At 70.0% G+C, this 21994-nt stretch carries 17 protein-coding genes; 12 read left to right on the top strand and 5 right to left on the bottom strand.

Features of this window, described 5'->3' with window-relative positions:
• Positions 1-175: 175 nt before the first annotated feature.
• Positions 176-1654, bottom strand: coding sequence for a trehalose-6-phosphate synthase (locus OG897_RS17630; protein ID WP_266657905.1), 1479 nt, complete (start codon positions 1652-1654; stop codon positions 176-178).
• 304 nt (positions 1655-1958) lie between these two features.
• On the opposite strand from OG897_RS17630, the gene OG897_RS17625 reads away from it, so the two are divergent.
• From OG897_RS17625 to OG897_RS17615, 3 genes are read left to right on the top strand one after another with little or no spacing between them, the layout of a single operon-like run.
• Positions 1959-3260, top strand: a complete 1302-nt coding sequence (locus tag OG897_RS17625) for an NAD(P)-dependent oxidoreductase (RefSeq protein WP_266657903.1) — start codon at positions 1959-1961, stop codon at positions 3258-3260.
• A complete protein-coding gene (locus tag OG897_RS17620; RefSeq protein ID WP_266657901.1) occupies positions 3257-4627 on the top strand; it encodes an MFS transporter in 1371 nt (456 codons plus the stop codon). Before OG897_RS17625 ends, OG897_RS17620 begins: the two co-directional genes overlap by 4 nt.
• A complete protein-coding gene (locus OG897_RS17615; protein WP_266657899.1) occupies positions 4624-5436 on the top strand; it encodes an HAD family hydrolase in 813 nt (270 codons plus the stop codon). The genes OG897_RS17620 and OG897_RS17615 overlap by 4 nt, the downstream gene beginning before the upstream one ends.
• A gap of 82 nt (positions 5437-5518) precedes the next feature.
• Here the strand turns inward: OG897_RS17615 and OG897_RS17610 are convergent, their stop codons facing one another.
• Positions 5519-7423: an acyl-CoA dehydrogenase gene (locus tag OG897_RS17610; protein ID WP_266657897.1), complete on the bottom strand. Its 1905-nt coding sequence runs from the start codon at positions 7421-7423 to the stop codon at positions 5519-5521.
• Positions 7424-7884: 461 nt separating this feature from the next.
• Here OG897_RS17610 and OG897_RS17605 point away from each other — a divergent pair, with 461 nt between their 5' ends.
• Together OG897_RS17605 and OG897_RS17600 are read left to right on the top strand one after the other, a co-directional pair.
• Positions 7885-8574, top strand: coding sequence for a ScbR family autoregulator-binding transcription factor (locus OG897_RS17605; protein ID WP_266657895.1), 690 nt, complete (start codon positions 7885-7887; stop codon positions 8572-8574).
• A 105-nt stretch (positions 8575-8679) separates the two neighbouring features.
• Positions 8680-9912: a cytochrome P450 gene (locus OG897_RS17600; protein WP_266657893.1), complete on the top strand. Its 1233-nt coding sequence runs from the start codon at positions 8680-8682 to the stop codon at positions 9910-9912.
• Between the two features lie 207 nt (positions 9913-10119).
• On the opposite strand, the gene OG897_RS17595 is transcribed toward OG897_RS17600, so the two are convergent.
• Positions 10120-10800: a ScbR family autoregulator-binding transcription factor gene (locus tag OG897_RS17595; RefSeq protein WP_266657891.1), complete on the bottom strand. Its 681-nt coding sequence runs from the start codon at positions 10798-10800 to the stop codon at positions 10120-10122.
• 341 nt (positions 10801-11141) lie between these two features.
• Between OG897_RS17595 and OG897_RS17590 the strand changes: the two genes are divergently transcribed.
• Together OG897_RS17590 and OG897_RS17585 are read left to right on the top strand one after the other, a co-directional pair.
• Positions 11142-11918, top strand: coding sequence for a response regulator transcription factor (locus OG897_RS17590; RefSeq protein WP_266660253.1), 777 nt, complete (start codon positions 11142-11144; stop codon positions 11916-11918).
• A 146-nt stretch (positions 11919-12064) separates the two neighbouring features.
• The gene (locus tag OG897_RS17585; protein ID WP_266657889.1) at positions 12065-13819 is read left to right on the top strand and encodes a biotin carboxylase N-terminal domain-containing protein; all 1755 of its coding nucleotides are present in this window, start codon (positions 12065-12067) and stop codon (positions 13817-13819) included.
• Positions 13820-14100: 281 nt separating this feature from the next.
• Here the strand turns inward: OG897_RS17585 and OG897_RS17580 are convergent, their stop codons facing one another.
• Both OG897_RS17580 and OG897_RS17575 read right to left on the bottom strand, forming a co-directional pair.
• The gene (locus tag OG897_RS17580) at positions 14101-15438 is read right to left on the bottom strand and encodes an IS630 family transposase (protein WP_266653217.1); all 1338 of its coding nucleotides are present in this window, start codon (positions 15436-15438) and stop codon (positions 14101-14103) included.
• A 45-nt stretch (positions 15439-15483) separates the two neighbouring features.
• On the bottom strand, positions 15484-16425 hold the full coding sequence (locus OG897_RS17575) for a hypothetical protein (protein WP_266657887.1): 942 nt from the start codon (positions 16423-16425) through the stop codon (positions 15484-15486).
• Between the two features lie 398 nt (positions 16426-16823).
• On the opposite strand from OG897_RS17575, the gene OG897_RS17570 reads away from it, so the two are divergent.
• The 5 genes from OG897_RS17570 to OG897_RS17550 all read left to right on the top strand — a co-directional run bounded on the left by OG897_RS17570 (position 16824) and on the right by OG897_RS17550 (position 21946).
• Positions 16824-18299 (top strand): FAD-dependent monooxygenase, encoded by a 1476-nt coding sequence (locus OG897_RS17570; protein WP_266657885.1) that lies wholly within the window; start codon positions 16824-16826, stop codon positions 18297-18299.
• A 100-nt stretch (positions 18300-18399) separates the two neighbouring features.
• Complete coding sequence (locus OG897_RS17565) at positions 18400-19059, top strand: TetR/AcrR family transcriptional regulator (protein WP_266657883.1); 660 nt, start codon at positions 18400-18402, stop codon at positions 19057-19059.
• Positions 19060-19096: 37 nt separating this feature from the next.
• On the top strand, positions 19097-19426 hold the full coding sequence (locus OG897_RS17560; protein ID WP_266657881.1) for a TcmI family type II polyketide cyclase: 330 nt from the start codon (positions 19097-19099) through the stop codon (positions 19424-19426).
• 37 nt (positions 19427-19463) lie between these two features.
• Positions 19464-20732: a beta-ketoacyl synthase gene (locus tag OG897_RS17555; protein ID WP_266657879.1), complete on the top strand. Its 1269-nt coding sequence runs from the start codon at positions 19464-19466 to the stop codon at positions 20730-20732.
• The gene (locus OG897_RS17550) at positions 20729-21946 is read left to right on the top strand and encodes a ketosynthase chain-length factor (RefSeq protein WP_266657877.1); all 1218 of its coding nucleotides are present in this window, start codon (positions 20729-20731) and stop codon (positions 21944-21946) included. The genes OG897_RS17555 and OG897_RS17550 overlap by 4 nt, the downstream gene beginning before the upstream one ends.
• The last annotated feature ends 48 nt before the right edge of the window (positions 21947-21994 follow it).

The following is a 21994-nucleotide window of genomic DNA, read 5'->3' as shown; positions in this document are numbered from 1 at the left end:
CCTGTCGCTGCCACGGACGATGTGCGCCTCGGCGGTCTCCTCGTCGTCCTCCCCGGCGAGCAGCACCGGGGGCACGACGATGGACTCGCCGAGGAGTACGGGACCTTGGTCGAGCAGGGGGGATGCACGGGAACGACCTTTCGTGGGCGGACATGCGGAAGGCGGGGGCGGTCCCTCACTCCCGCGTGCGGTCCTCCTGAGCCAGCGCCGCGAGTACCTCGGCGAGCCATTGGCCGGGCGGCAGGGCGACGGCCCCTTTGCGCAGGCGTTCCAGCCGCACCGTCCGTTCGGTGCGGGGGAGGGCGAGGCTCTCGGCGATGGCGTCCGCCAGCTGTCGCACGTCGAAGGGGTCCACGAGCGTGCAGCCGTCGGCGAGGTCGTCGGCCGCGCCCGCGTGCCGGGACAGGACCAGTGCCGGATCGCGCCGCCCGAGCACCGCGGCTTCCTTGGCGACCAGGTTCATGCCGTCCCGTACCGGGTTCACCACCATCACGTCGGCCAGGGCCATCGCCGCCAGGCCGCGCCCGAAGTCGTTGCGGGTCTCCAGTACGACCGGCTGCCAGTCGGCGGTGCCGAAGCGCCGGTTGATGTCCTCGGCCAGCAGGCCGACCTGTGCGGCCAGGTCGCGGTAGGCGGCCAGCTCGCCGCGTGAGGCGTAGGCGAGTACGAAGTGGACCACCGATCCGTGCTGCTCGGGGTGCTGTTCGAGGAAGAGGGCGTAGGCGTCGAGGCCCCGCACGATGTTCTTCGAAGGCTCCATCCGATCCACCCGCACCACCAGCCGGGCATCGCGGGTCAGGGCGCTCAACTGCCGCTCGTGGTCCGCCACGTCGGGCGCCCCGGCCCGGCTCCGCAAGGACGCGGCGTCCACGCCCACCGGGAAGCAGCGCACCCGCGACCACCGCCGGTCGGGACCGCGCACGGCCCGCCGGGCACGGTCGACGCGCAGGCCCAGCTGCTCGCAGCAGGACATGAACGCCTCGGCCCAGCGCGGTACGAGGAAGCACACCAGGTCCGCGCCGAGCAGACCGCTCACCAGCTCACGCCGGACGTCGTCCGGGAGCGCGGCGAAGTGCTCCGGGTCCGCCCACGGCGTCATCGTGCAGTGCGCGCTGCGCAGGTCGGGGCGCAACTCCCGCAGCCGGCGCGCGGCCAAGGTGAGGTGGTAGTCCTGGAGCAGCACGGTCGCGCCGGGCGCGGCGGCCTCGGCACACGCTGTCGCGAACGCGTCGTTGACGCGGCGGTAGGCGTCCCAGTGGCCCCGGAGCCCCGCATCCCACGTCGTCGGTGCCCCACCGGGCTGCAGATGGTGCTGGAGGAACCACAGCAGTTCGCTGGAGATCGTGCGGTAGTAGCTGGCGAAGTCGCCGGGATCGAAGTCGAGCAGGCGGACGCCGATCCGCCCCTCGGGCAGATCGACCGCATCGAGCCGCCCCCGCGCGCGCAGTTCACGAGCGGCGACCCGGTCCTCGTCGGTGAGGGCGGCGGCCACCCACACCCCGCCGTGCGAGGCCAGCGCCGGGCCGAGCACGGCGATCAGTCCGCCCGCCCCCCGGTGCACCGTCACCCGCCCGTCGGCGCCGGTGCGCCGCTCGACCGGGCCGCGGTTGGAGGCGATCACCAGCTCGGCGCCGCCCTGCTGTGTCGTGTCCATGGTTCGGGGGTTCCCCTCGGCTCGGTTCTCCCTCCGGCCGTCGGCCGCGCACCGTACTGCGACGGTGCACGGCGACGGTGTGGCGACATCTCGCAAGGTCGCAGAGGGGCTGACGGTGAAGTGTAGGCAGGTTCAACAGCCCTCCTGCGAAGGCGAGTTGACAGATGTTGGGCAAGGTTCTTCAGAGTTGGGACAGGGATTTTCAGGGCCTGGGAAGGTCGGTGCCGACCGGCCCGCACGGCGTCTACGCTCACCTGCGTTCGGAGCACAGCTCCCCACCAACACGAGGTGCCGCATGGACCCCATGGAAGCTTCCGAGGGCGGTCGGCTGGACCCGGTGGACCCAGAAAGCGTGTCCCCGCAGAGCCTGTCCGCCTTCCAGGACTATCTGGCCGTACGCCACCGAACGATCCGACTGCCCGATCGCACCCTGCGCCGGCGCATCGGCGGCCGCACCGTCCTGGTCACCGGTGCGGCAGGCTGTATCGGGCGGGCGCTGCTCAGCGAACTGCACTCCTACGCCCCGGCGCGCACGGTCGGCGTGGGACTGGAGGAGCGGCCCCTCCTGCCCGACGCCACCGAGTACCACCGCCTCGACATCCGCGAAGGATCACGCCTGACCGCGCTCATGCGCCGGGTCCGGCCCGACCTCGTCTTCCACCTGGCCGCACAGCGCGACCCGGGCCTGGCCGAACGTGAGGCCGCGCTCACCATCACCACCAATGTGCTCGGCACCGCCAACGTCATCGAGGCGTGTGCCGCCGCCGGCACCGGGCAACTCGTGTACGCCTCCACCGGAAAGGCCCTGCGGCCCTACACCAGCGACGTGTACGCCCAGAGCAAGCGCACCGGGGAATGGCTGGTCGCCGACGCGGCGGAGCGCGGGGCGCTGCCGGGCGCCGCCGTCCGCTTCACACACGTCGTCGACAACGCGATCGTCCTCTCCCGCTTCCGCACCTGGTGCCGCAGGGGCCAACCGCTGCGGCTGCACGGCAGGGACACCTCCTTCTACGTCCAGTCGGCGCGCGAGTCGGCCCAGTTGCTGCTCACTGCCGCGCTGGCGCCCCTCGACGCGCAGTTCCGGCTGTACGCCATCCACGACCTGGGCTGGCCCGTGCGCCTGCTGGACCTGGCCCTGGGAACCGTGGCCGAACAGGGCAGGGCGGTGCCCGTGCAGGTCGTCGGATACGAGCCGGGCTACGAGGAACAGCCCTACCCCGGTCTCTACGACCCGCGCTACTCCGGTGACCTGAGCCCCCTGATCAACAGCCTGGAGGCGCCGAACGCGGACCCGGCACCCGGCGGCGACGTGGACTGCGCCGAGGGCCGGCCCCGGCTGACTCCGGAGCTGCGTGCTGGCTTCGAGCGGCTGGCGCACACGTGCACCCGCTCCGGTGCCGAGGGCGAGATACGTGACGTCTTCGACACGCTGGGCTGGGGCCTGCTGAACCACGCGATAGCCGGTGCGGCACCGGACTCGGTGCGTCGCATCACCCGGCTCACCCGGCCGCACCGCACCCGGATGACCCCTGAACACCTGCGGATCGACGACCTGTTCCGCAAGCACGAGGTCTCGTTGCCGACGGCCGAGGAGGCCCTGCGATGATCCGGCGGACCGGCCCGGCGGGCACCGCGCGGCCGTCGGCCGAGGGCGCGCGGGACACCGGTGCCGGAGCGGACGTGCCGGACACCGCCGCCGGGGCGAGTACGCCGGACACCGCCGCCGGACACGCCGCGTCGGAGCGGCCCCGGGCACGGCACGTGCCCGGGACCCTGCTCGCCGCGCAGGCCGTGGGGGCGCTGGGACTGGCAGCCGGTGGCACGGCCGGAGCGCTGATGGCCGAAGAGGTACTGGGATCGGCGGCCTTCACGGCCCTGCCGCTCGGTCTCCTGGTGCTGGGATCCGCCCTGTCCGCCCCACCGCTCACGGCAATGATGCGCCGGTACGGGCGGGCCGCGGGACTGACCGCCGGATACGCCCTGGCCACGGCGGGTGCCGTTCTGGTGATCGTCGCGGCTGCCGACACCGGCCCCGCGGCGCTCCTGCTCGGCAGTCTGCTGCTCGGCACCGGCAACAACGCGGTGATGCTCGGCCGGTACGTGGCCGCGGACGGCGCGCCTCCCGGACGTACCGCACGTGCCATGAGCACCGCGATGACCGCGGTCACCGTCGGGGCGGTCGTCGGCCCGGCGCTCCTCGGCCCCTCGGGTACGGTCGCACGGGCCCTGGGGCTGCCGGACACCGCGGGCCTGTACCTGCTGGCCGCCGCCGCCTTCCCGACCGCGGCGGCACTGACCCTGCGGCTTCACCACCGGCTGCGGCACGCCGGGACCCGGCTCGCCGCGCAGGGGGGCTCGCCGCGCGGGGACCGCGTCGCAGACAAGGCAGGCGGTCGTACGGCTACGGCTGCGGGCGGCCGTCGAAGGGGCGGGGCGGCCCTGGCGCTGCTGCTGCTCGGCGTGGCCAACCTGACCATGGTGACGGCGATGGGCGTCACCCCGGTGCATCTGCACGCCCACGACTGGCCACTGGGCTCGGTCGGCCTGCTGGTGGCCGCTCATGTCGCGCTGATGTTCGGCCCCTCGGCCCTGTCGGGGCGACTGTGCGACCGTATCGGCGCCCGGAACGTCGCGCTGCTCGGCACCGTCGTCCAGCTCTCGGCCCTGCCGCTCGTCGCGTCGGCGGGAACCGGCAGTACCTGGACCACGGTGCCCGGGCTCCTGCTGCTGGGCCTGGGCTGGAACCTCCAGCTCATCAGTGGCAGCGCGCTGGTGGTCCAGCGCAGCCGGGGCGCACGCCGTCACCGGGCGGAAGGGATCGGTGAGTCGGCCATGGGCGTGGGCGCCGTCGCCGGAACGCTCGGCCTCGCGGGTCCCCTGCTCACGGCCGGCGGACTGCCCCTGTTGTGCCTCGCGCTGGGCGCCCTGACGCTGGTGGCCTCGCTGCCGCTGCTCGCAGAGGTACGCCGATGAACGCGGCGGCCGCACGGCACGGACGTACGGAGAACGGACGTACGGAACACGGACGTACGGAACACGGACGTACGGAGCGCCGTGCGCAAGCGGTCATCTTCGACTTCTCCGGCACGCTGTTCGACGACACCTCGGTGATCAGAGCCGAACGCCTCGTCGCCCACTGCGCACTGCGCGGACGGGAGGTGGACGTCGCCCGCGCGCAGGAACTGTGCACGGGCATCCTCGCGGCGGTCGATTCGCCCGAGGGACGGGTGCGGCGCGCGGACGCGGACCTGTCGGCCGATCGGCACCGCAGGGTGTGGACCGGCCTCGCCGCATCGGCTGCGGGCGGGGACACCCTGATCGCGGAGGCGTTCTACGACTGCGTGATCGCGGCGGACGGCTGGCGCCCCTACCCCGACACCGCCCCCGTGCTGAGCGCGCTGTACGAGGCGGGCATCGCGACGACCGTGCTGAGCAACACCGGCTGGGACATACGCGGCTCTTTCCACCGGTCCGCGCTGGCCGGTCTCGTGACGGACTTCGTCCTGTCCTGCGAGGTGGGCATCCAGAAGCCGGACGCAACGATCTTCCGTGCCGCCTGCGAACGGCTGGGGGTGAGGCCGGGCGACGCCCTCATGGTGGGCGACGACGCGGTACGGGACGGTGCGGCCGCGGCCGCGGGCATCGCCGCGTACATCCTCCCGGCCGACCGGAGCCCGGACCGTCCACGGGGGCTGGCCGCGGTCCTCGACCTGCTCGGGATCGCGCCGCCCGGAGGGTCGGCGCAGGAACACGTAAGAGCACAGGCACAGGCACAGACATGAGCAGAAGTACGAGTACGAGCACGGGCGGCATGGCGGGGCAACGGCCGTGAGGCCGAGCCCCGCCCGGGAGACCGGCCGAGGGCTATCCGGGTGTCGGGGCCGAGGCGGCGAACCGGCGGAGGGTCACGGCGGCGGTGTGCGGAGGCACGGCGAGGTCGTCGCCGACGTAGGCCCCGCGGGCGAGGGGGTACGCACTGAGCGCCTCCTCCGGGATGTCGAAGGCATCGACGAGAGTCATCAGGTGCGGTGCGAGCTCGGCGATGACCGTCTCGACAGCTTGCGGGAGGGCCCGGACGTGGTCGGCCGTCATGCGCTCCTCGGCCAGGAGGTCCCCGGTGTGCTTGCTGAGCTGCCTCAGCTGGAAGAGTCGGCCCAGCCCGTCGAGAAGAAACCGCGCCTGCGGTTCGGTGGCCCGGTCGGCTGCGGTGAGCAGGGCCTTGGCGGCCTGCCGCTGCGCATGCGCGAAGACCATTTCCAGCGCGGGGGCGGAGGTCGCGTTCCACCGGGCCGTCGGGTCCCCCTTCTTTCCCTGGCGCAGGGCGAGGCGGGCCCGGGTCTGCCAGATCTCCTCGACCCCGCCGAGCAGCTCCTGCAAGAACGCCGGATCGTTCAGCGTGCGCTCGCTCAGGGGCAGCGCACGGGTGGCGGGCAGGTCCACCTCATGATCGAAGATCATCTCGGCTGCGGCCTTGAGGCAGATCACGAGGTTGTCGCCCTCGGCGGTGATGGTGCCCTCGATGTCCGCCATGAGTTCGGCCAGGCGATTGGTGGTGAACAGCCCCTGGGCCCCGCACCGTTCCCGGCATTCGATGATGATGTCGCGTGCCTGCCAGGTGCTCCAGCTCTTGGCGATCGCCACCAGACGCTCGGTCTCGTTCCGGTCGGCCTCCTGGTGCTCGGTCCAGCGGGAGACGACGGTGCGGTGCAGGAAGGTCATGGCGTACGTCGTGGCCATCGCCTCCAGCAGCCGGCCGTGGTGGCTGCGCTGGGCGACCAGGGGCGCCCACTGGCCGCTGCGGGGACCGCTGATGTGGCGGTAGTGGGCGTGCCGCACGGCCAGCGTCAGGGCGGTGCGTGAGACACCGACGGCCGCGGCGCTCATGCACAGTTTTCCTGTGGTGACCCTCTTGATCGACCGCAGGAACCGCTTGCGGCGATTGCCGAGGGTGCTCTGCAACTCGCCGTTGTCGTCGAGTCTCCCGTGCTGGGACTGGAGCATGGCGGTCTGCGGCAGCCACACCCGGTCGAAGGTGGTCAGGCAGTGGTCGACCGGGCTGCCCATGCGCTGCGGCAGTTCGCGCACGGTGATGCCGGGCAGGATGCCCGCCTCGTCGCTGAGGGGCGTCAGGAAGAGGAAGGCTCCCTCGTCCTGACCGTCCGCCATCAGCCGTGCCGCCACCAGAGCGGTCTTCGGCCCACCGGTCACGCTGGTGTTCGGCATGAACTTCGCTGCCCCCGGAGTGGGGGTGTGCAGGATGAATCCGCCGGACTCGCGGTCGAACTCGGCGGTCGTCTCCAGCGCGGCGGCGTCGTTGCCGTGCTCCAACTCCGTACAGAGGAAGGTTCCTGTGCGGTGCAGCGAGGCGAAGTCGGTCAGGTCCCGCTGGAAGCCGTCGTGGTCGAGCAGGCTGCCCAGGAACAGGTTGTAGTGGATGCCGGTCAGCGTGGTCAGCCCGCTGTCGACCACCCCGGTCCACTCGTGGAGGCTGGCCAGCCTGTGCGGGTCGTAGGCGAGTGCCAGCGGGTCGGCGGTCGCGTCGTTGACCAGTCGCAGCCGCTCGTACGACAGCGCCATGCGTTCCTTCGGCGTCAGGTCGTGTCGGGGGCGGAAGGCGTCTTCGGCGATGAGCGTGCGCCAGTCCGTGTGTATCTCGTCCCGCAGTTCTCCGTCGAACAGCAGGTGGGCGAGTTCGCCGACGGTCCGGTCGGGAAGCTGGGGTACCGGCTCGGTCCGGGGCTCCGTCAGGCAGGTCGCGGTGCGGTTCACTGTCGCGTCGTCAGCGGATCTTTCCTTGCGAAACGTCAACACAGTCATGGACTCTTCCCCCGTTGGGTGTGGTTCCAGGCAGAGTGGATGGCGCCGATCCACAAGATACGTACCAACCGGTTTTGTTTTCAAGGCACTTCGGGAAGTCGTGGCGTCCGGTCGAGGGGGTCCGACGTCAGGGGTGAATCGCTTCCGGGCATGGTCCATGTGGGTCTACAGGCGGTATGGCTTGGGTTCATGGCTGGGACTCGACATCCAGAAGTGGCCGAATGCTGACGTCGAGAAAGTTCAGAAAAACCGGCCCACTGGTTTCTTATTGCTGCTACGGTCACTCTTGGCGACTCCGGACGGGCCGGTTCAACGCTGCGTAGCACCATTTCGCCCATGGGTGACCCGAATGTGACCCAGCGTTATGGTGATAGAATACGAACCTTTCGGTTTCCTTTACTTGGGAGGTACGTATGGCGCGGCAGGAGCGGGCCGTGCAGACGCGCAAGAAGATCCTTGTCGCGGCTGCAGAGGTGTTCGACGAGGTCGGTTACGACGCCACGACCATCTCGGAGATCCTGAAGAGGGCCCAGGTCACCAAGGGGGCGCTCTACTTCCACTTCACGTCCAAGGAAGACTTGGCCCAGCAGGTGCTGGGCAGTCAGCACACACCCGTGCCGCCTGCCCCGACGCAGGACCTGATCATGCAGCAGGGGTTGGACGGGTCGCTTCTGCTGGCGTACATGCTCAGCAAGCGGGAACCGCTCGTGCGCGGCAGCGTGCGGCTCACCGTGGAGCAGGGAGCCCCGCGCAACGGGCTGGACCGCCGGGGGCCGATGCAGTCCTGGGTGGACTTCAACGTCGATCTGCTGGAACGGGCGAAGGCTGCCGGGGAGTTGCTGCCGCACATCGACGTGGGTGCGGCGTCCAAGGCGTTCGTGGGATCGTTCACCGGCGCCCAGGTTCTTTCGAAGATCATGACCGACCACGCGGACCTCGTCGAGCGTGTGCTGGACATGCAGCGGTATCTGTTGACGTCGATCATGGTCCCGGGCGTGCTCGTGCGGATCGACTTCTCCGCCGACCGGGCCGAACGCGTGTACCAGACCGCGATGGAACACCGTCGTGAGCAGGAGGAACTGACACCTGCTCCGGCGGCGTAGTACCGACCGATCCACCAGTGGAGGGGGAGGGGACACACGTCCCTTCTGTGTGCGCACGCGCCCCCCGAGGCGCGTGTCATGGACAGTCGAAACGGAGTGCACTTCATGAACGGTGTTGCTGCTTGCCCGTACGCCCTGGACGTCACAGGGCGCGATATCGCCGGCGAGGGCGCCCTGCTGCGCGAGCAGGGACCGGCTGTCCAGGTGGAGTTGCCGGGCGGGGTGATCGCGTGGGGGGTCGTCCGTCAGGAGTACGTGGAGCGCCTGCTGGTCGACCCGCGGGTCTCCCGGGACGCCAGGCTGCACTGGCCGAGTTTCATCGCCGGAGAGATAACCGAGGCGTGGCCGCTGTACCCCTGGGTGGCGAACGAGAACATGATGTTCGCCTACGGGAAGAGCCACTCCAGGCTGCGCAGACTGGTGGCGGGAGCCTTCACCCCCCGTCGCCTGGAGGCCCTGCGCCCGCGCATCCACGAGATCGCCGCCGAGCAGCTCGAAGCCCTTGACGCGGTGCCGCCGGGTCAGGCGGTGGACCTGCGCAAGCTCTTCGCCGACCGGCTGCCCTACCGGGTGATCTGCGAGTTGTTCGGCGTCGCCCACGACGGCAGCATGCGGGCGCTGTCGGACGCCCTGCACACCGTGTTCGACACCACGGTGCCGGCCGAAGAGATGGAGCGGGCGCGCAGGGAGGCATTCGGCCTCCTCGCCCAGCACGTGGCCCTGAAGCGCGCCGAGCCGGGGGACGACCTGACCTCCTCGCTGATCGCGGCGCGTGACGACGACGAGCGACTCACCGAGGAGGAACTCCTGGGCACCCTCTACCTGATGATCGCGGCGGGCCAGGACACCACGTCGGCACTGATCGTCAACGCGACGGCCGCGCTCCTGTCGGACCCCGAACAGTTGGAGCACGTCCGCGCCGGCCGGGCCGATTGGGACGACGTGATCGTGGAGACCATGCGCGTCCACTCGCCCGGGGCGTTCGCGCCCATGCGTTTCGCGGTGGAGGACATCGACCTCGACGGCGTCCTCATCAAGAAGGGCGACCCCATCATCGTGTCCTTCGCGGCGGCCGGTCTGGATCCGGAGCGGTACGGCTCGACCGCGGCGGCCTTTGACGTACTGCGGCGGGGCCAGGACTCTCTGGGATTCGGCCACGGGGTGCACCGCTGCCTGGGAGTGAGTCTGACCCAGATGGAGGCGACCGCCGTCTTCGAGGCGCTGTTCGAGCGCTACCCCGACATGGTGCTGGCGTGCTCGGACGAGGAACTCCGCCCGAACCCGACGTTCGTGATCAACAGTTACGACACCCTGCCGGTCGTGCTCCGGCCTGCCTGAGCCGCGCGGCTCGCGGGTTCGTAGCGCGCAGCTCTGTGACGTTCCGTCAAGTTCCGTGATAACCGCGGAAGTTCGCGGAAGATCCGCGACGGCGAGGGCGAGTGGGTAGTCGACGTGCGTCGGGCGCACCGGCTGCCCACGTCGTGGTGCCGTCCCGGCGCGGCTCGGGACGGCAGGCGCAGGGAGGCGACCCGGCGTGCGACGGGGTCAGTGGGGTCGGGCGTTCCTGCTGGGCGCGAACGGCTGCGCCGTCTCCGGTACGGCGTCGTACGACGAGCCCGTGCCGCTCGGATCGAGGTCTCCCAGGGCGCGTTGGGCGGCCACCGTCGGCAGCAGCAGCTGCCAGAAACCCGTGAGCGTGTAGTGGGACAGCCAGTTCCTGTCGTCCCTGTTGAGCACTTCGAGTCCGGTGGTCGTGGCCATCACGATGGCCACCAACCGCTCCTGCGCAACCCCCGCTGCGAGCGCGTTCTCCCGCGCGGCCTGTGCCACGAGCCTCTGTACGCATCGCTGCCACTGGCGACGGAGGCTGACGTCGGTGCGCAGCTCCGCGTCACAGCTGAGCCGGAATCCGGCGCGCACCACCACCTCGCTGTGCAGCAGCTGCGCCAGCGCGTGCGAGAGGTCCACCAGCGCCTGTAAGGCGTTCACGTGCACCGACCCGGCATCTCCCGCGGCCCGGTGCAGGGCGCGGGCGGCGGCCGTCTCGACGGCGTCGGCGACAGCGGCCTTGTTCGGGAAGTGGAAGTGCAGGGCACCGCGGCTCACCCCGGCGCCCGCGCTGATCTCGTCCAGGCTGGCCTTGACATAGCTGTGCCGCTCGAACAGCTCGGCTGCTGAGTGGACCAGGGCGTTGCGGGTACGGGCGGCCCGCTCCTGTTTGCTCACTGGTTGGCTCCCGTTGCGAACGTTGCTGCTGGTCAATGAAGTAAACCAGCATGACGGTATAATTTCTAGAGCGCAAAGTCCGGTTTTCCCGAATAATGCGTGTCGATCATTCCGGTCCTGTAGCGCAAAGGTCAACCAGGCGGCGGTCATACTTGTGTGAAGGAAGGCGCAAGTGACCTGGGCAAAAGGGGTAATCCGCTTAGTTTTGGATCATGGTATGCGAGTGCCTCGCGGAAACGTGCAGGCGGCAGGTTTCTTTGACAAACCGCCGGTGCGGTTTGTACGTTCGTCTCGAACGTCCAGCTTGGGATGCGCCTGGTGCGCGGACACGGGGAGACATGATGGATGGGCAGCCGACGACGAACCTACTGGCACCGCGGATACCGCAACACCGCACCTCGGAGCCCCTGGAGGGACAGGCTTCCGGCGCACCGCCGGCCCGTCCCCGCCGGGAGGCACTGAGGATCCTCGTGGTGGAGAGCGAGACGCGGGCCGCCGATTCCCTGGTGCTCGGCCTGCGCCGGCACGGCTACCAGGCGGAAAGCGTCGCAACCGGCGCGAAGGCGTTGCAGGTGCACCGGAGCGCGGACCTGATCCTGCTCGACCTCGACCTGCCCGACCTGGACGGTCTTGAGGTCTGCCGCAGCATCCGGGCCACCTCCGACACCCCGGTCATCGCCGTCACCGCGAGGGACTCCGAACTCGACCGGGTGCTGGGACTACAGGCCGGTGCGGACGACTACATGGCCAAGCCCTACGGCTTCCGTGAGCTGATGGCGCGGATGGAAGCGATCATGCGCAGGGTCAGGCCGCCGCAGCCTCTCGATCAGGTCATCCAGCGCGGTCCGCTGAGGATCGACGCCGCCAAGCGGGAGATCGGCCTCGGCGGCCGGCCCATCGAGGTCACCCGCAAGGAGTTCGACCTGCTGCACCTGCTGGCCTCCCAGCCCGAAACGGTGATCTCCCGCAAGCAGTTGATGACCCAGGTCTGGGACGATTCCTGGTCCCCGCCCGGGCGCACCATCGACACACACGTGAGCAGCCTGCGCGGCAAGCTGGGAGCCAGCAGCTGGGTCATCACCGTACGGGGGGTCGGCTTCAGGATCGGCCATCCGTGAGCGGTCGCCGGATTCGGCGGGAGTGGTGGGAGTGGCGGGAGTGGCGGGAAAGTTCACCAAGGTCTGTACCCGAGGACGTTGATCTCTGAAGCGCGTTCCGGTGAGGGTGGGTGAAGGTATCCGGATCTCTGGAGGAGGGAGCCATCGTGCGCAAGGTGCTCATCGCCAACCGAGGCGAGATCGCTGTCCGTGTTGCCCGGGCCTGTCGGGATGCCGGGATCGGGAGCGTGGCTGTTTACGCCGATCCGGACCGGGATGCTCTGCATGTGCGGGCGGCTGACGAGGCGTTCGCTCTGGGCGGTGACACTCCGGCCGCGTCGTATCTGGACATGGCGAAGGTGCTGCAGGCCGCGAAGGACTCGGGTGCGGATGCGGTGCATCCGGGGTACGGGTTCCTGTCGGAGAACGCGGAGTTCGCCCAGGCGGTTCTGGACGCGGGGCTGACGTGGATCGGTCCGCCGCCGCAGGCCATCCGTGATCTGGGTGACAAGGTGGCCGCCCGGCATATCGCGCAGCGTGCGGGGGCCCCGCTGGTGGCGGGCACCCCGGATCCGGTCTCCGGTTCGGATGAGGTGGTGGCGTTCGCGGAGGAGCACGGGCTGCCGATCGCGATCAAGGCGGCGTTCGGTGGTGGCGGGCGGGGGCTGAAGGTCGCCCGCACTCTGGAAGAGGTCCCCGAGCTGTATGACTCGGCCGTGCGGGAGGCGGTTGCGGCGTTCGGGCGCGGGGAGTGCTTCGTGGAGCGTTACCTGGACAAGCCGCGGCATGTGGAGACCCAGTGCCTGGCCGATACGCACGGCAATGTGGTGGTGGTCTCGACCCGTGACTGCTCGCTCCAGCGCCGCCATCAGAAGCTGGTGGAGGAGGCCCCGGCTCCGTTTTTGACCGAGGAACAGAACGCGGAGCTGTACGCGTCGTCCAAGGCGATCCTGCGCGAGGCGGGTTATGTCGGCGCGGGCACGGTGGAGTTCCTCGTCGGGGCGGACGGCACGATCTCCTTCCTGGAGGTCAACACCCGTCTGCAGGTGGAGCACCCGGTGACCGAGGAGGTGTCCGGGATCGATCTGGTGCGGGAGATGTTCCGGATCGCTGACGGTGAGGCTCTGGGCTACACGGATCCGCCGGTGCGCGGGCACTCCTTCGAGTTCCGTATCAACGGTGAGGACCCGGGCCGGGGTTTCCTGCCCGCTCCGGGTACGGTCACCCGTTTCGCTCCGCCGTCGGGTCCCGGGGTGCGGCTGGACGCGGGGGTGGAGTCGGGCTCGGTCATCGGCCCGGCCTGGGACTCCCTGCTGGCGAAGCTGATCGTGACGGGGGCGACCCGTGAGCAGGCCCTGCAGCGGGCGGCGCGGGCGCTGGAGGAGTTCCAGGTGGAGGGCATGGCCACCGCGATTCCCTTCCACCGTGCGGTGGTGGTGGACCCGGCGTTCACCGCTGACCCGTTCACCGTGCACACCCGGTGGATCGAGACGGAGTTCGCCAACACCATCCCCGCGTTCACCGTGCCCGGTGGTGAGGGTGACGAGGACGAGTCGGGCCGCGAGACGATCGTCGTGGAGGTCGGCGGCAAGCGTCTGGAGGTCTCCCTGCCGTCGTCGCTGGGCATGACGCTGGCCCGTACCGGGCTGGCCGCCGGTGCCAAGCCGAAGCGGCGGGCCGCGAAGAAGGCGGGCTCCGCCGCGTCCGGCGACACCCTCGCCTCGCCGATGCAGGGCACCATCGTGAAGGTCGCGGTCGAGGAGGGCCAGCAGGTCAACGAGGGCGACCTGATCGTGGTCCTGGAGGCCATGAAGATGGAACAGCCCCTGAACGCGCACCGGGCGGGCACCGTCAAGGGCCTGGCCGCCGAGGTCGGCGCCTCGGTCACCTCCGGCGCCCAGATCTGCGAAATCAAGGACTGAACCCCACCCCGGCCCGGACTGCTGATGGCCCGCCCCACCCCCGCCTGGCGGGAGTGGGGCGGGCCATCGCCGCATCCACCCGGCAGCGGGGTGGGGCGGGGCCAGCACCGGGGTGGGCCCGGAGCGAGGGGGCCGCCCCCTTGCCCGCCCGTTCCGCCCCCCGGGGGCGGCCCCGCCGCCCAAGGGGACTGGGGAAGGGGGAAGGGGGCGGCCCCGCCGCCCGAGGGGGCCATGGGGGGGGGACCCTAGTGTGATGCGCCGGAAAACTGAGGTGTAAGTGGCTAGGTAGTCCTGGTGTGGGGTGGTGCGATCTTCGTGAGGTAGTCGGCGAGGGAGTTGAGGATCTCGTCGGCGGTCTTGGTCCAGGTGAAGGGCTGCGGGTTCTCGTTCCAGGTGCCGATCCAGGCGCGGATGTCGTCCTCCAGGGCCTTCACCGAGGTGTGGACGCCGCGGCGGATGAGCTTGTCGGTCAGCAGGCCGAACCAACGCTCGACCTGGTTCATCCAGGAGGAGCCGGTGGGGGTGAAGTGGACGTGGAAGCGGGGGTGTTTGCCGAGCCAGGTCCTGATCTCGGCGGTGTTGTGGGTGGCGTAGTTGTCGCATACCAGGTGCACGTCGAGTCCGGCGGGCACCGCCTTGTCGATCCGGGTCAGGAACTTCTTGAACTCGATGGCCCGGTGGCGGCGGTGCAGTGCCGAGATGACGGTGCCGTCGGCGATGTTGAAGGCGGCGAACAGGCTGGTGATGCCGTGCCGGTAGTAGTCGTGGGTACGGCGCTCGGGCATGCCCGGCATCATCGGCAGCACGGGCTGGGAGCGGTCCAGCGCCTGTATCTGGGACTTCTCGTCCACGCACAGCACGACCGCCTTCTCGGGCGGGTGGTGGTACAGGCCGACGACGTCGACGACCTTGGCGGCGAACTGCGGGTCGGTGGAGAGCTTGAACGCGTCCTGGAGGTGCGGTTTGAGGTCGAACTTCTTCCAGATCCGTCCGATCGTCGATTTCGACAGGCCGGAATGCCGGGCCATCGACGCCCGCGACCAGTGGGTGTCCTTGCCCGGGGTGGATTCCAGGGTCGCGGTGAGCACCTCCTCGACCTGGTCCAGGAGGATGGAGGGCGGCCGGCCGGGACGCGGCTCATCGGTCAGCCCGTCCAGCCGCAGGCGGATGAATCTCGACCGCCATCGGTTGACCGTCGCGTGCGCGACACCGAGTTCGGCGGCGATCTCCTTGTTCGTGCCCTCCTCCACACACCGCAGCACGATCTTCGCGCGCAACGCCAGGAACTGCGCGGTCTTCGCCCGCCTGGCCCAGCGCGTCAGCTCCGCGCGCTCGACCCCGGACAGCACCAGCTCCGGCTTGCGCCGCCCCGGCCGCGGCGCGTCCGCCAGCCCGGCGATGCGCCGGGCGGCGAACCGCGAACGCCACTTGCGGGCCGTATCCGCCGCCACACCGAGTTTCGCCGCCACCTGCACTGTCGGCAGCCCCTGCGCACACGCAAGTACAATCTGGGCCCGCTCAGCCAGACGGGGCCCCTCCGCCCCGCCTGCCCAGCGGGTCAGCTCAGCCAACTCACCAACAGACAGCACAACTTCAACAGCAAGAGGCCCCGGCGACATGAAAACACCCTAGCCACTTACACCTCAGTTTTCCGGCGCATCACACTAGGGGTGGAGTGCGTTGAGGGTTCGCAGGACGTCGGCGTGGTGGTAGCGGGTGCGGCCCCGCGCGCTGAGGCGACGCCAGTTCTGCTGGCTGGCGTGACGGTAGACCGTCCCCGACGGAATGCTCCACAGCCGAGCGACATCGGCCGCGGACAGCCAGGTCACCGGCTGTGCCTCGGCCTCGGCAGCCGCTTCGTCCCGGTCGGCCCCGGTGTTCTCCTCGACCCCGTCAGCCAGCGCCTCCTCCGGGCCGGGCCCGCTCGCGTCCGTAACCTCGACCGTACGAGCACTGAGCCGACGGCTCAACTGCAACCACTGGTGGCCGAACCAGTGGTGCTCCGGGGCCGCGTCACAGGTGATCTCGGCCGGAACCGCCGGACGGTCCGGACGGACCACGGCGGTCAGGGCACCGGAGCAGTCCTCCTCCACGCAGTCACCGATGGCCACCCGGCGCTGCGGTTCGGCGTCGATGACCCGCCACGCGCCGCGCGCCAACCGGGTGACCTCCAGGGAGAGTTCGCCCGCCGCCTCGTGACGGGTGAGCCACTCCGCATGCCGACGCAGGAACTCGGTGAGCAGCGGAACCGTGCGCAGCGGGGCACGGACGCGGCGCTGTTCGGCGACCACGGCGGCCCAGGAGGCAAGCACCGTGACGATGGCCGAACGCACCTCCAGCGCAGCGGTGTTGAGGGGCATGCCGGGCAGTGAGCCGCCGGAGGTCCTCTCCTGCGTACGGTCCGCGCTGCCGTCCAGGCGCCGCGCGCACTCCTCGTACAGGGCCGGCAGTCTCCCGAGGTCCTGGAAGAGGCGTTCCCGGCAGGGCGGGCACAGCCGGGTCCCGGTGACGGCGACACGTCCTGCCTGCCCGGCGGCCTCCCTGCGTCGGCATCCCGCACCCGCGCACACCGTGATCCTGTCGGCCGTACGAATCGTTCCGTGCATCACCGCAACCCCCATTCGTGATTGTCCGTAGGAAGGGCAACGTAATTCCCGCTTTCCTTACGGGGCAAGTTCGGGAGTGCATTTCTGTGGAATCTCTGACATGCACTTCAAGGTTCTCTCGCATGCCGTGGGGGAGTTGACGCGGGGCGTCGTGGACGGGGGATTTTGCATTCCTCTGTCACTCCCGTGACCGGCAGATTCCTGTCATGTAGATGCGTGACGGAAAATCACGGAAACCTGAAAGGAAGGGGCTTGTGATTCCCTTCCGGAGCGAAGAAGCTCATTACTAACTTCCGCTGTTCTGTCTTGAGCCGCGAGTGCACCCGTATTCGTACGGCCGGGAAGTGCGAATGCGTAAACCCCCTGAAGGGGTCCCCGAGATGGCCAAGGAGAGGTACATGGATGCAGCAGTGATCGTCGTGGGCGCGGGCCCCGCCGGAATGATGCTGGCGGGCGAACTGCGGCTCGCGGGAGTCGAGGTCGTCGTCCTGGAGCGGCTGAAGAGCCGCACCGGGGAGTCCCGGGGACTCGGTTTCACCGCCCGCACCATGGAGGTCTTCGACCAGCGGGGCATCCTGCCGAGGTTCGGCGAGGTCGAGACCAGCAACCAGGGGCACTTCGGCGGTCTGCCGATCGACTTCGGCGTCCTCGAAGGCGCGCTGCAGGCGGCCAAGACCGTTCCGCAGTCCGTCACCGAGACGCACCTGGAGCAGTGGGCCACCAGCCTCGGCGCCGACATCCGGCGCGGCCACGAGGTGCTCTCCGTGGCCGACGACGGCGACGGCGTCACCGTCGAGGTCCGCGGCCCGAAGGGCGAACACACCCTGCGCGCCTCCTACCTGGTGGGCTGCGACGGCGGACGCAGCCTGGTGCGCAAGGCCGTCGGCTTCGACTTCCCCGGCACCGCCGCCACGATGGAGATGTACCTCGCCGACATCAAGGGCATCGAGCTGGAGCCCCGCATGATCGGTGAGACGCTGCCCGGCGGCATGGTCATGGTCGGCCCGCTGCCCGGTGGCATCACCCGCATCATCGTCTGCGAGCGCGGTACCCCGCCGCAGCGGCGCGAGACCCCGCCGTCCTTCGACGAGGTGGCCGACGCCTGGAAGCGGCTGACCGGGGACGACATCTCGCATGCCGAGCCGGTCTGGGTCAGTGCCTTCGGCAACGCGACCCGCCAGGTCACCGAGTACCGTCGCGGCCGCGTCATCCTGGCCGGTGACTCCGCGCACATCCACCTGCCCGCCGGCGGACAGGGCATGAACACCAGCATCCAGGACGCGGTGAACCTCGGCTGGAAGCTCGCCGCCGTGGTCAACGGCACCGCGTCGGTGGACCTCCTGGACACCTACCACAGCGAGCGGCACGCGGTCGGCAAACGCCTCCTGATGAACACCCAGGCCCAGGGGCTGCTGTTCCTCAGCGGACCCGAGGTACAGCCGCTGCGCGACGTACTGGGCGAACTCATCGGATACGGCGAGGTCGCCAAGCACCTCGCCGCCATGGTGAGCGGTCTGGAGATCACCTACGAGGTCGGCGGCGGCAGCCACCCGCTGCTCGGCAAGCGCATGCCCCATCTGGAGCTGACCGGCCCCAGGGGTGCGACCTCCAGCACCGCACTCCTGCACTCCGCTCGCGGTGTGCTGCTCGACCTCGCGGACAATCCCCGCCTTCGCGCACGTGCCGGAGCCTGGTCCGACCGCGTCGACATCGTCACCGCCACCCCGGGCGCCGACGAAGTCCCCGACGAACTCCGGGGCACCACGGCGGTGCTGATCCGCCCCGACGGTTACGTCGCCTGGGCCGCCCCGGGCAGCCACCACGACCTGCCGATGGCCGTCGAGCGCTGGTTCGGCAAGCCGTCGGCCGCCTGAACGGCGCCCCCACTCGGACCTGAGCAGTGCCACCCGCCCACTCAGACCTGAGCAGCGTCACCCACCACTCAGACCAGCACGTCCCAGGGAGGAACACCGAATGGCTACGCCACAGGCAACCATCACGCGGGTCCAGGCCGGTCCGGCGGAGGAGCGCCGGGCCGTCGTAGCGGCGGCGCGCACCGTCTTCGCCCGTGAAGGCTGGACACACACCACCATCGAGGCCATCGCAGCCGAGGTCGGCCTCGAACAGGCCATGGTCGAGCACTACTTCAAGGACAAGGAGCAGCTGCTGCTCTCCGTCCTGCTGGACAGTGCCGCCACCGTCGCCGCCGCGCTGACGGTCATCGCCGAGAACCACCTGAGCCAGGTCACCGACCTGGAGCAGGACCTCGCCTCGCTGGGCCGCGCCTGGCTGACGCCGCTGACCGACTTCCCCGAGCACTTCGCCATCGTGCGGCACCTCGGCGGCGAGGTCACCCGGCTTCCGGCCGGAGTACTGGAGATGTGGCAGGTCGCCGGGCCGCGCCAGGCCCAGCGCGAGCTGGCCCGCCGACTGAGCCGCATCTCCGACGAGGGCCTCCTCGACATCGCCGACGCCGACCACGCCGCAGGCCGCTTCATCCAGCTCGTCGCGGGCCAGGCCGTGCAGCGGTCGTTCCACGGCGCGCTCCCACTCGCGGACTTCGAGACCGACGCGCTAATCACCGACGGGGTGGCGGACTTCGTCCGCCTGTTCAGCCCCGTGTCCGCCCGCTGAACCGCGAACAGCCGCCCACCCACGGAAGAGAGAAGACATGCACAGCACCCTGATCGTGGCCCGGATGGACGTCCAGTCCGCCGCCGAGGTCGCAGGTCTCTTCGGCGAGTTCGACCGCAGCGAGATGCCGCACCGCATGGGCACCCGGCGCCGCCAGCTGTTCTCGTACCAGGGCCTGTACTTCCACCTGCAGGACTTCGACGGCGAGAACGGCGGAGAGCTGATCGAGGCGGCCAAGACCGACCCTCGGTTCGTCGGGATCAGTCAGGACCTCAAGCCGTTCATCGAGGCGTACGACCCGGCGACCTGGCGGTCGCCGGCCGATGCCATGGCCAACCGTTTCTACCACTGGACGGCTGCTCAGTGATGCCGTTCCACACCAACACGAAGGGAGGCCACCGCTAGTGGGCCGCCGGGTAGTCATCACAGGGCTGGGAGTGCTCGCGCCGGGCGGTATCGGCGCCAAGAGTTTCTGGAGTCTGCTGAGCGAAGGACGCACAGCGACTCGGGGAATCACCTTCTTCGACCCCTCCTCCTTCCGTTCCAGAATCGCCGCCGAAGCCGACTTCGACCCCGCGTCGCACGGGCTGACCCCGCAGGACATCCGCCGCATGGACCGCGCCGCCCAGTTCGGCGTGGTCACCGCACGCGAGGCGGTCGCCGACTCCGGGCTCGACCTCGCCGGGTTCGACCCGCACCGCACCGGTGTCACCATCGGCAGCGCGGTCGGCGCGACCACCGGTCTCGACGACGAGTACCGCGTGGTCAGCAATGACGGCCGGCTCGACCTGGTCGACCACACCTACGCGCCGCAGCACCTCTACAACCACTTCGTGCCGAGCTCGTTCGCCGCGGAAGTGGCCTGGGCCGTGGGCGCCGAGGGGCCGGCCACCGTCGTCTCCACAGGTTGCACCTCCGGCCTCGACTCGGTCGGCCACGCCGTCGAACTGATCCGTGAGGGCACCGCTGACGTCATGATCACCGGCGCGACGGACGCCCCGATCTCGCCGATCACGATGGCGTGCTTCGACGCGATCAAGGCCACCACGCCGCGCAACGACGACCCCGAGCACGCCTCGCGGCCCTTCGACAGCACCCGCAACGGCTTCGTCCTCGGAGAGGGCAGCGCCGTCTTCGTCCTCGAAGAACTGGAGAGCGCGAAGAAGCGCGGGGCACACATCTACGCCGAGATCGCCGGTTACGCCTCGCGCTGCAACGCCTTCCACATGACGGGTCTTCGCCCCGACGGCCGCGAGATGTCGGAGGCCATCGACGTGGCCCTCGCCGAGGCACGGATGAACCCCGACCAGATCGACTACATCAACGCCCACGGTTCCGGCACCAAGCAGAACGACCGGCACGAGACCGCCGCCTTCAAGCTGAGCCTCGGCGAGCACGCGTACCGCACGCCGGTGAGCTCCATCAAGTCGATGGTGGGTCACTCGCTCGGCGCGATCGGCTCGATCGAGATCGCCGCGTCCGTACTGGCGATGGAGAACCACGTGGTGCCGCCCACCGCGAACCTGCACAACCCCGACCCGGAGTGCGACCTCGACTACGTCCCGCTCATCGCACGCGACCACCGCACCGACGCGGTCCTCACGGTCGGCAGCGGTTTCGGCGGCTTCCAGAGCGCGATGGTGCTGGCCCGTCCCGACAGGAGCCAGGCGTGAACACCAAGACGATCATCACCGGAATCGGTGTCGCCACCCCCAACGGGCTCGGCGTGGACGACTTCTGGGCCGCGACCCGGGTCGGCAAGAACGCCATCGACCGCATCACCCGCTTCGACCCCTCCTCCTACCCGTCCCAACTGGCAGGAGAGATAAGGGGGTTCGAGGCGTCGGACCACCTGCCCAGCAGGCTGATCCCGCAGACCGACCGGATGACCCGGCTCGCCCTCGTCGCCGCCGACTGCGCCTTCGACGACGCAGGGGTCAAGCCCGGCGACATTCCCGAGTTCGACATGGGAGTCGTCACCGCATCGACATCGGGCGGCTTCGAGTTCGGCCAGAACGAGCTGCGCAAGCTGTGGAGCCAGGGCAGCCAGTACGTCAGCGCGTACCAGTCCTTCGCCTGGTTCTACGCCGTCAACAGCGGCCAGATCTCCATCCGCAACGGCATGCGCGGTCCCAGCGGAGTCGTCGTCAGCGACCACGCGGGCGGTCTCGACGCGATCGCCCAGGCACGCCGGCAGATCCGCAAGGGCAGCAAGCTGATCTTCTCCGGTGGCTTCGACGCGTCGATCTGCCCCTGGGGCTGGGTCGCCCAGATCGCCGGTGGCCGACTGTCCACCAGCGACCACCCGGAGCGCGCCTACCTGCCCTTCGACACGGCGGCCGACGGCTACGTGCCGGGCGAGGGCGGCGCGTTGCTCATCCTGGAGGACCGGCAGTCGGCCCTCGAACGCGACGCCGAGAACGTCTACGGCGAGGTCGCGGGGTACGGGGCGACCTTCGACCCGAAGCCCGGCAGCGGACGTCCGCCGGGGCTGCGCCGCGCCATCGAGGTGGCTCTCGCCGACGCCGGTGTCGAGGCGGGCCAGGTCGACGTGGTCTTCGCCGACGCGGCCGGGACCCCGCGGCTCGACCGCGAGGAGGCCGACGCCATCACCGAGGTGTTCGGCCCCGCCGGGGTCCCCGTCACCGCGCCCAAGACGATGATCGGCCGTCTCTACTCCGGCGCGGCTCCGGTCGACGTGGTCTCCGCGGTCCTGGCGATCCGCGAGGGGCTGATCCCGCCGACCACCAACGTGGTGCTGTCGCCCGAGTACGACATCGACCTGGTGACCGGCCAGCCGCGCACCGCCTCGGTGCGCACCGCGCTGGTGCTCGCCCGGGGTTACGGCGGCTTCAACTCCGCCATGGTCGTCCGCGCGGTCGACTAGCCCTCCCCAGCCGGCACCCGCCACCGCCCTCTCTCCCCCGGAGAGCGG

Source organism: Streptomyces sp. NBC_00237, from assembly GCF_026342435.1.
In the GTDB taxonomy this organism is placed as follows: Bacteria; Actinomycetota; Actinomycetes; order Streptomycetales; family Streptomycetaceae; genus Streptomyces.
Note: the sequence above shows the minus strand (reverse complement) of the source record. Positions and strands in the feature narration are given on the sequence as shown.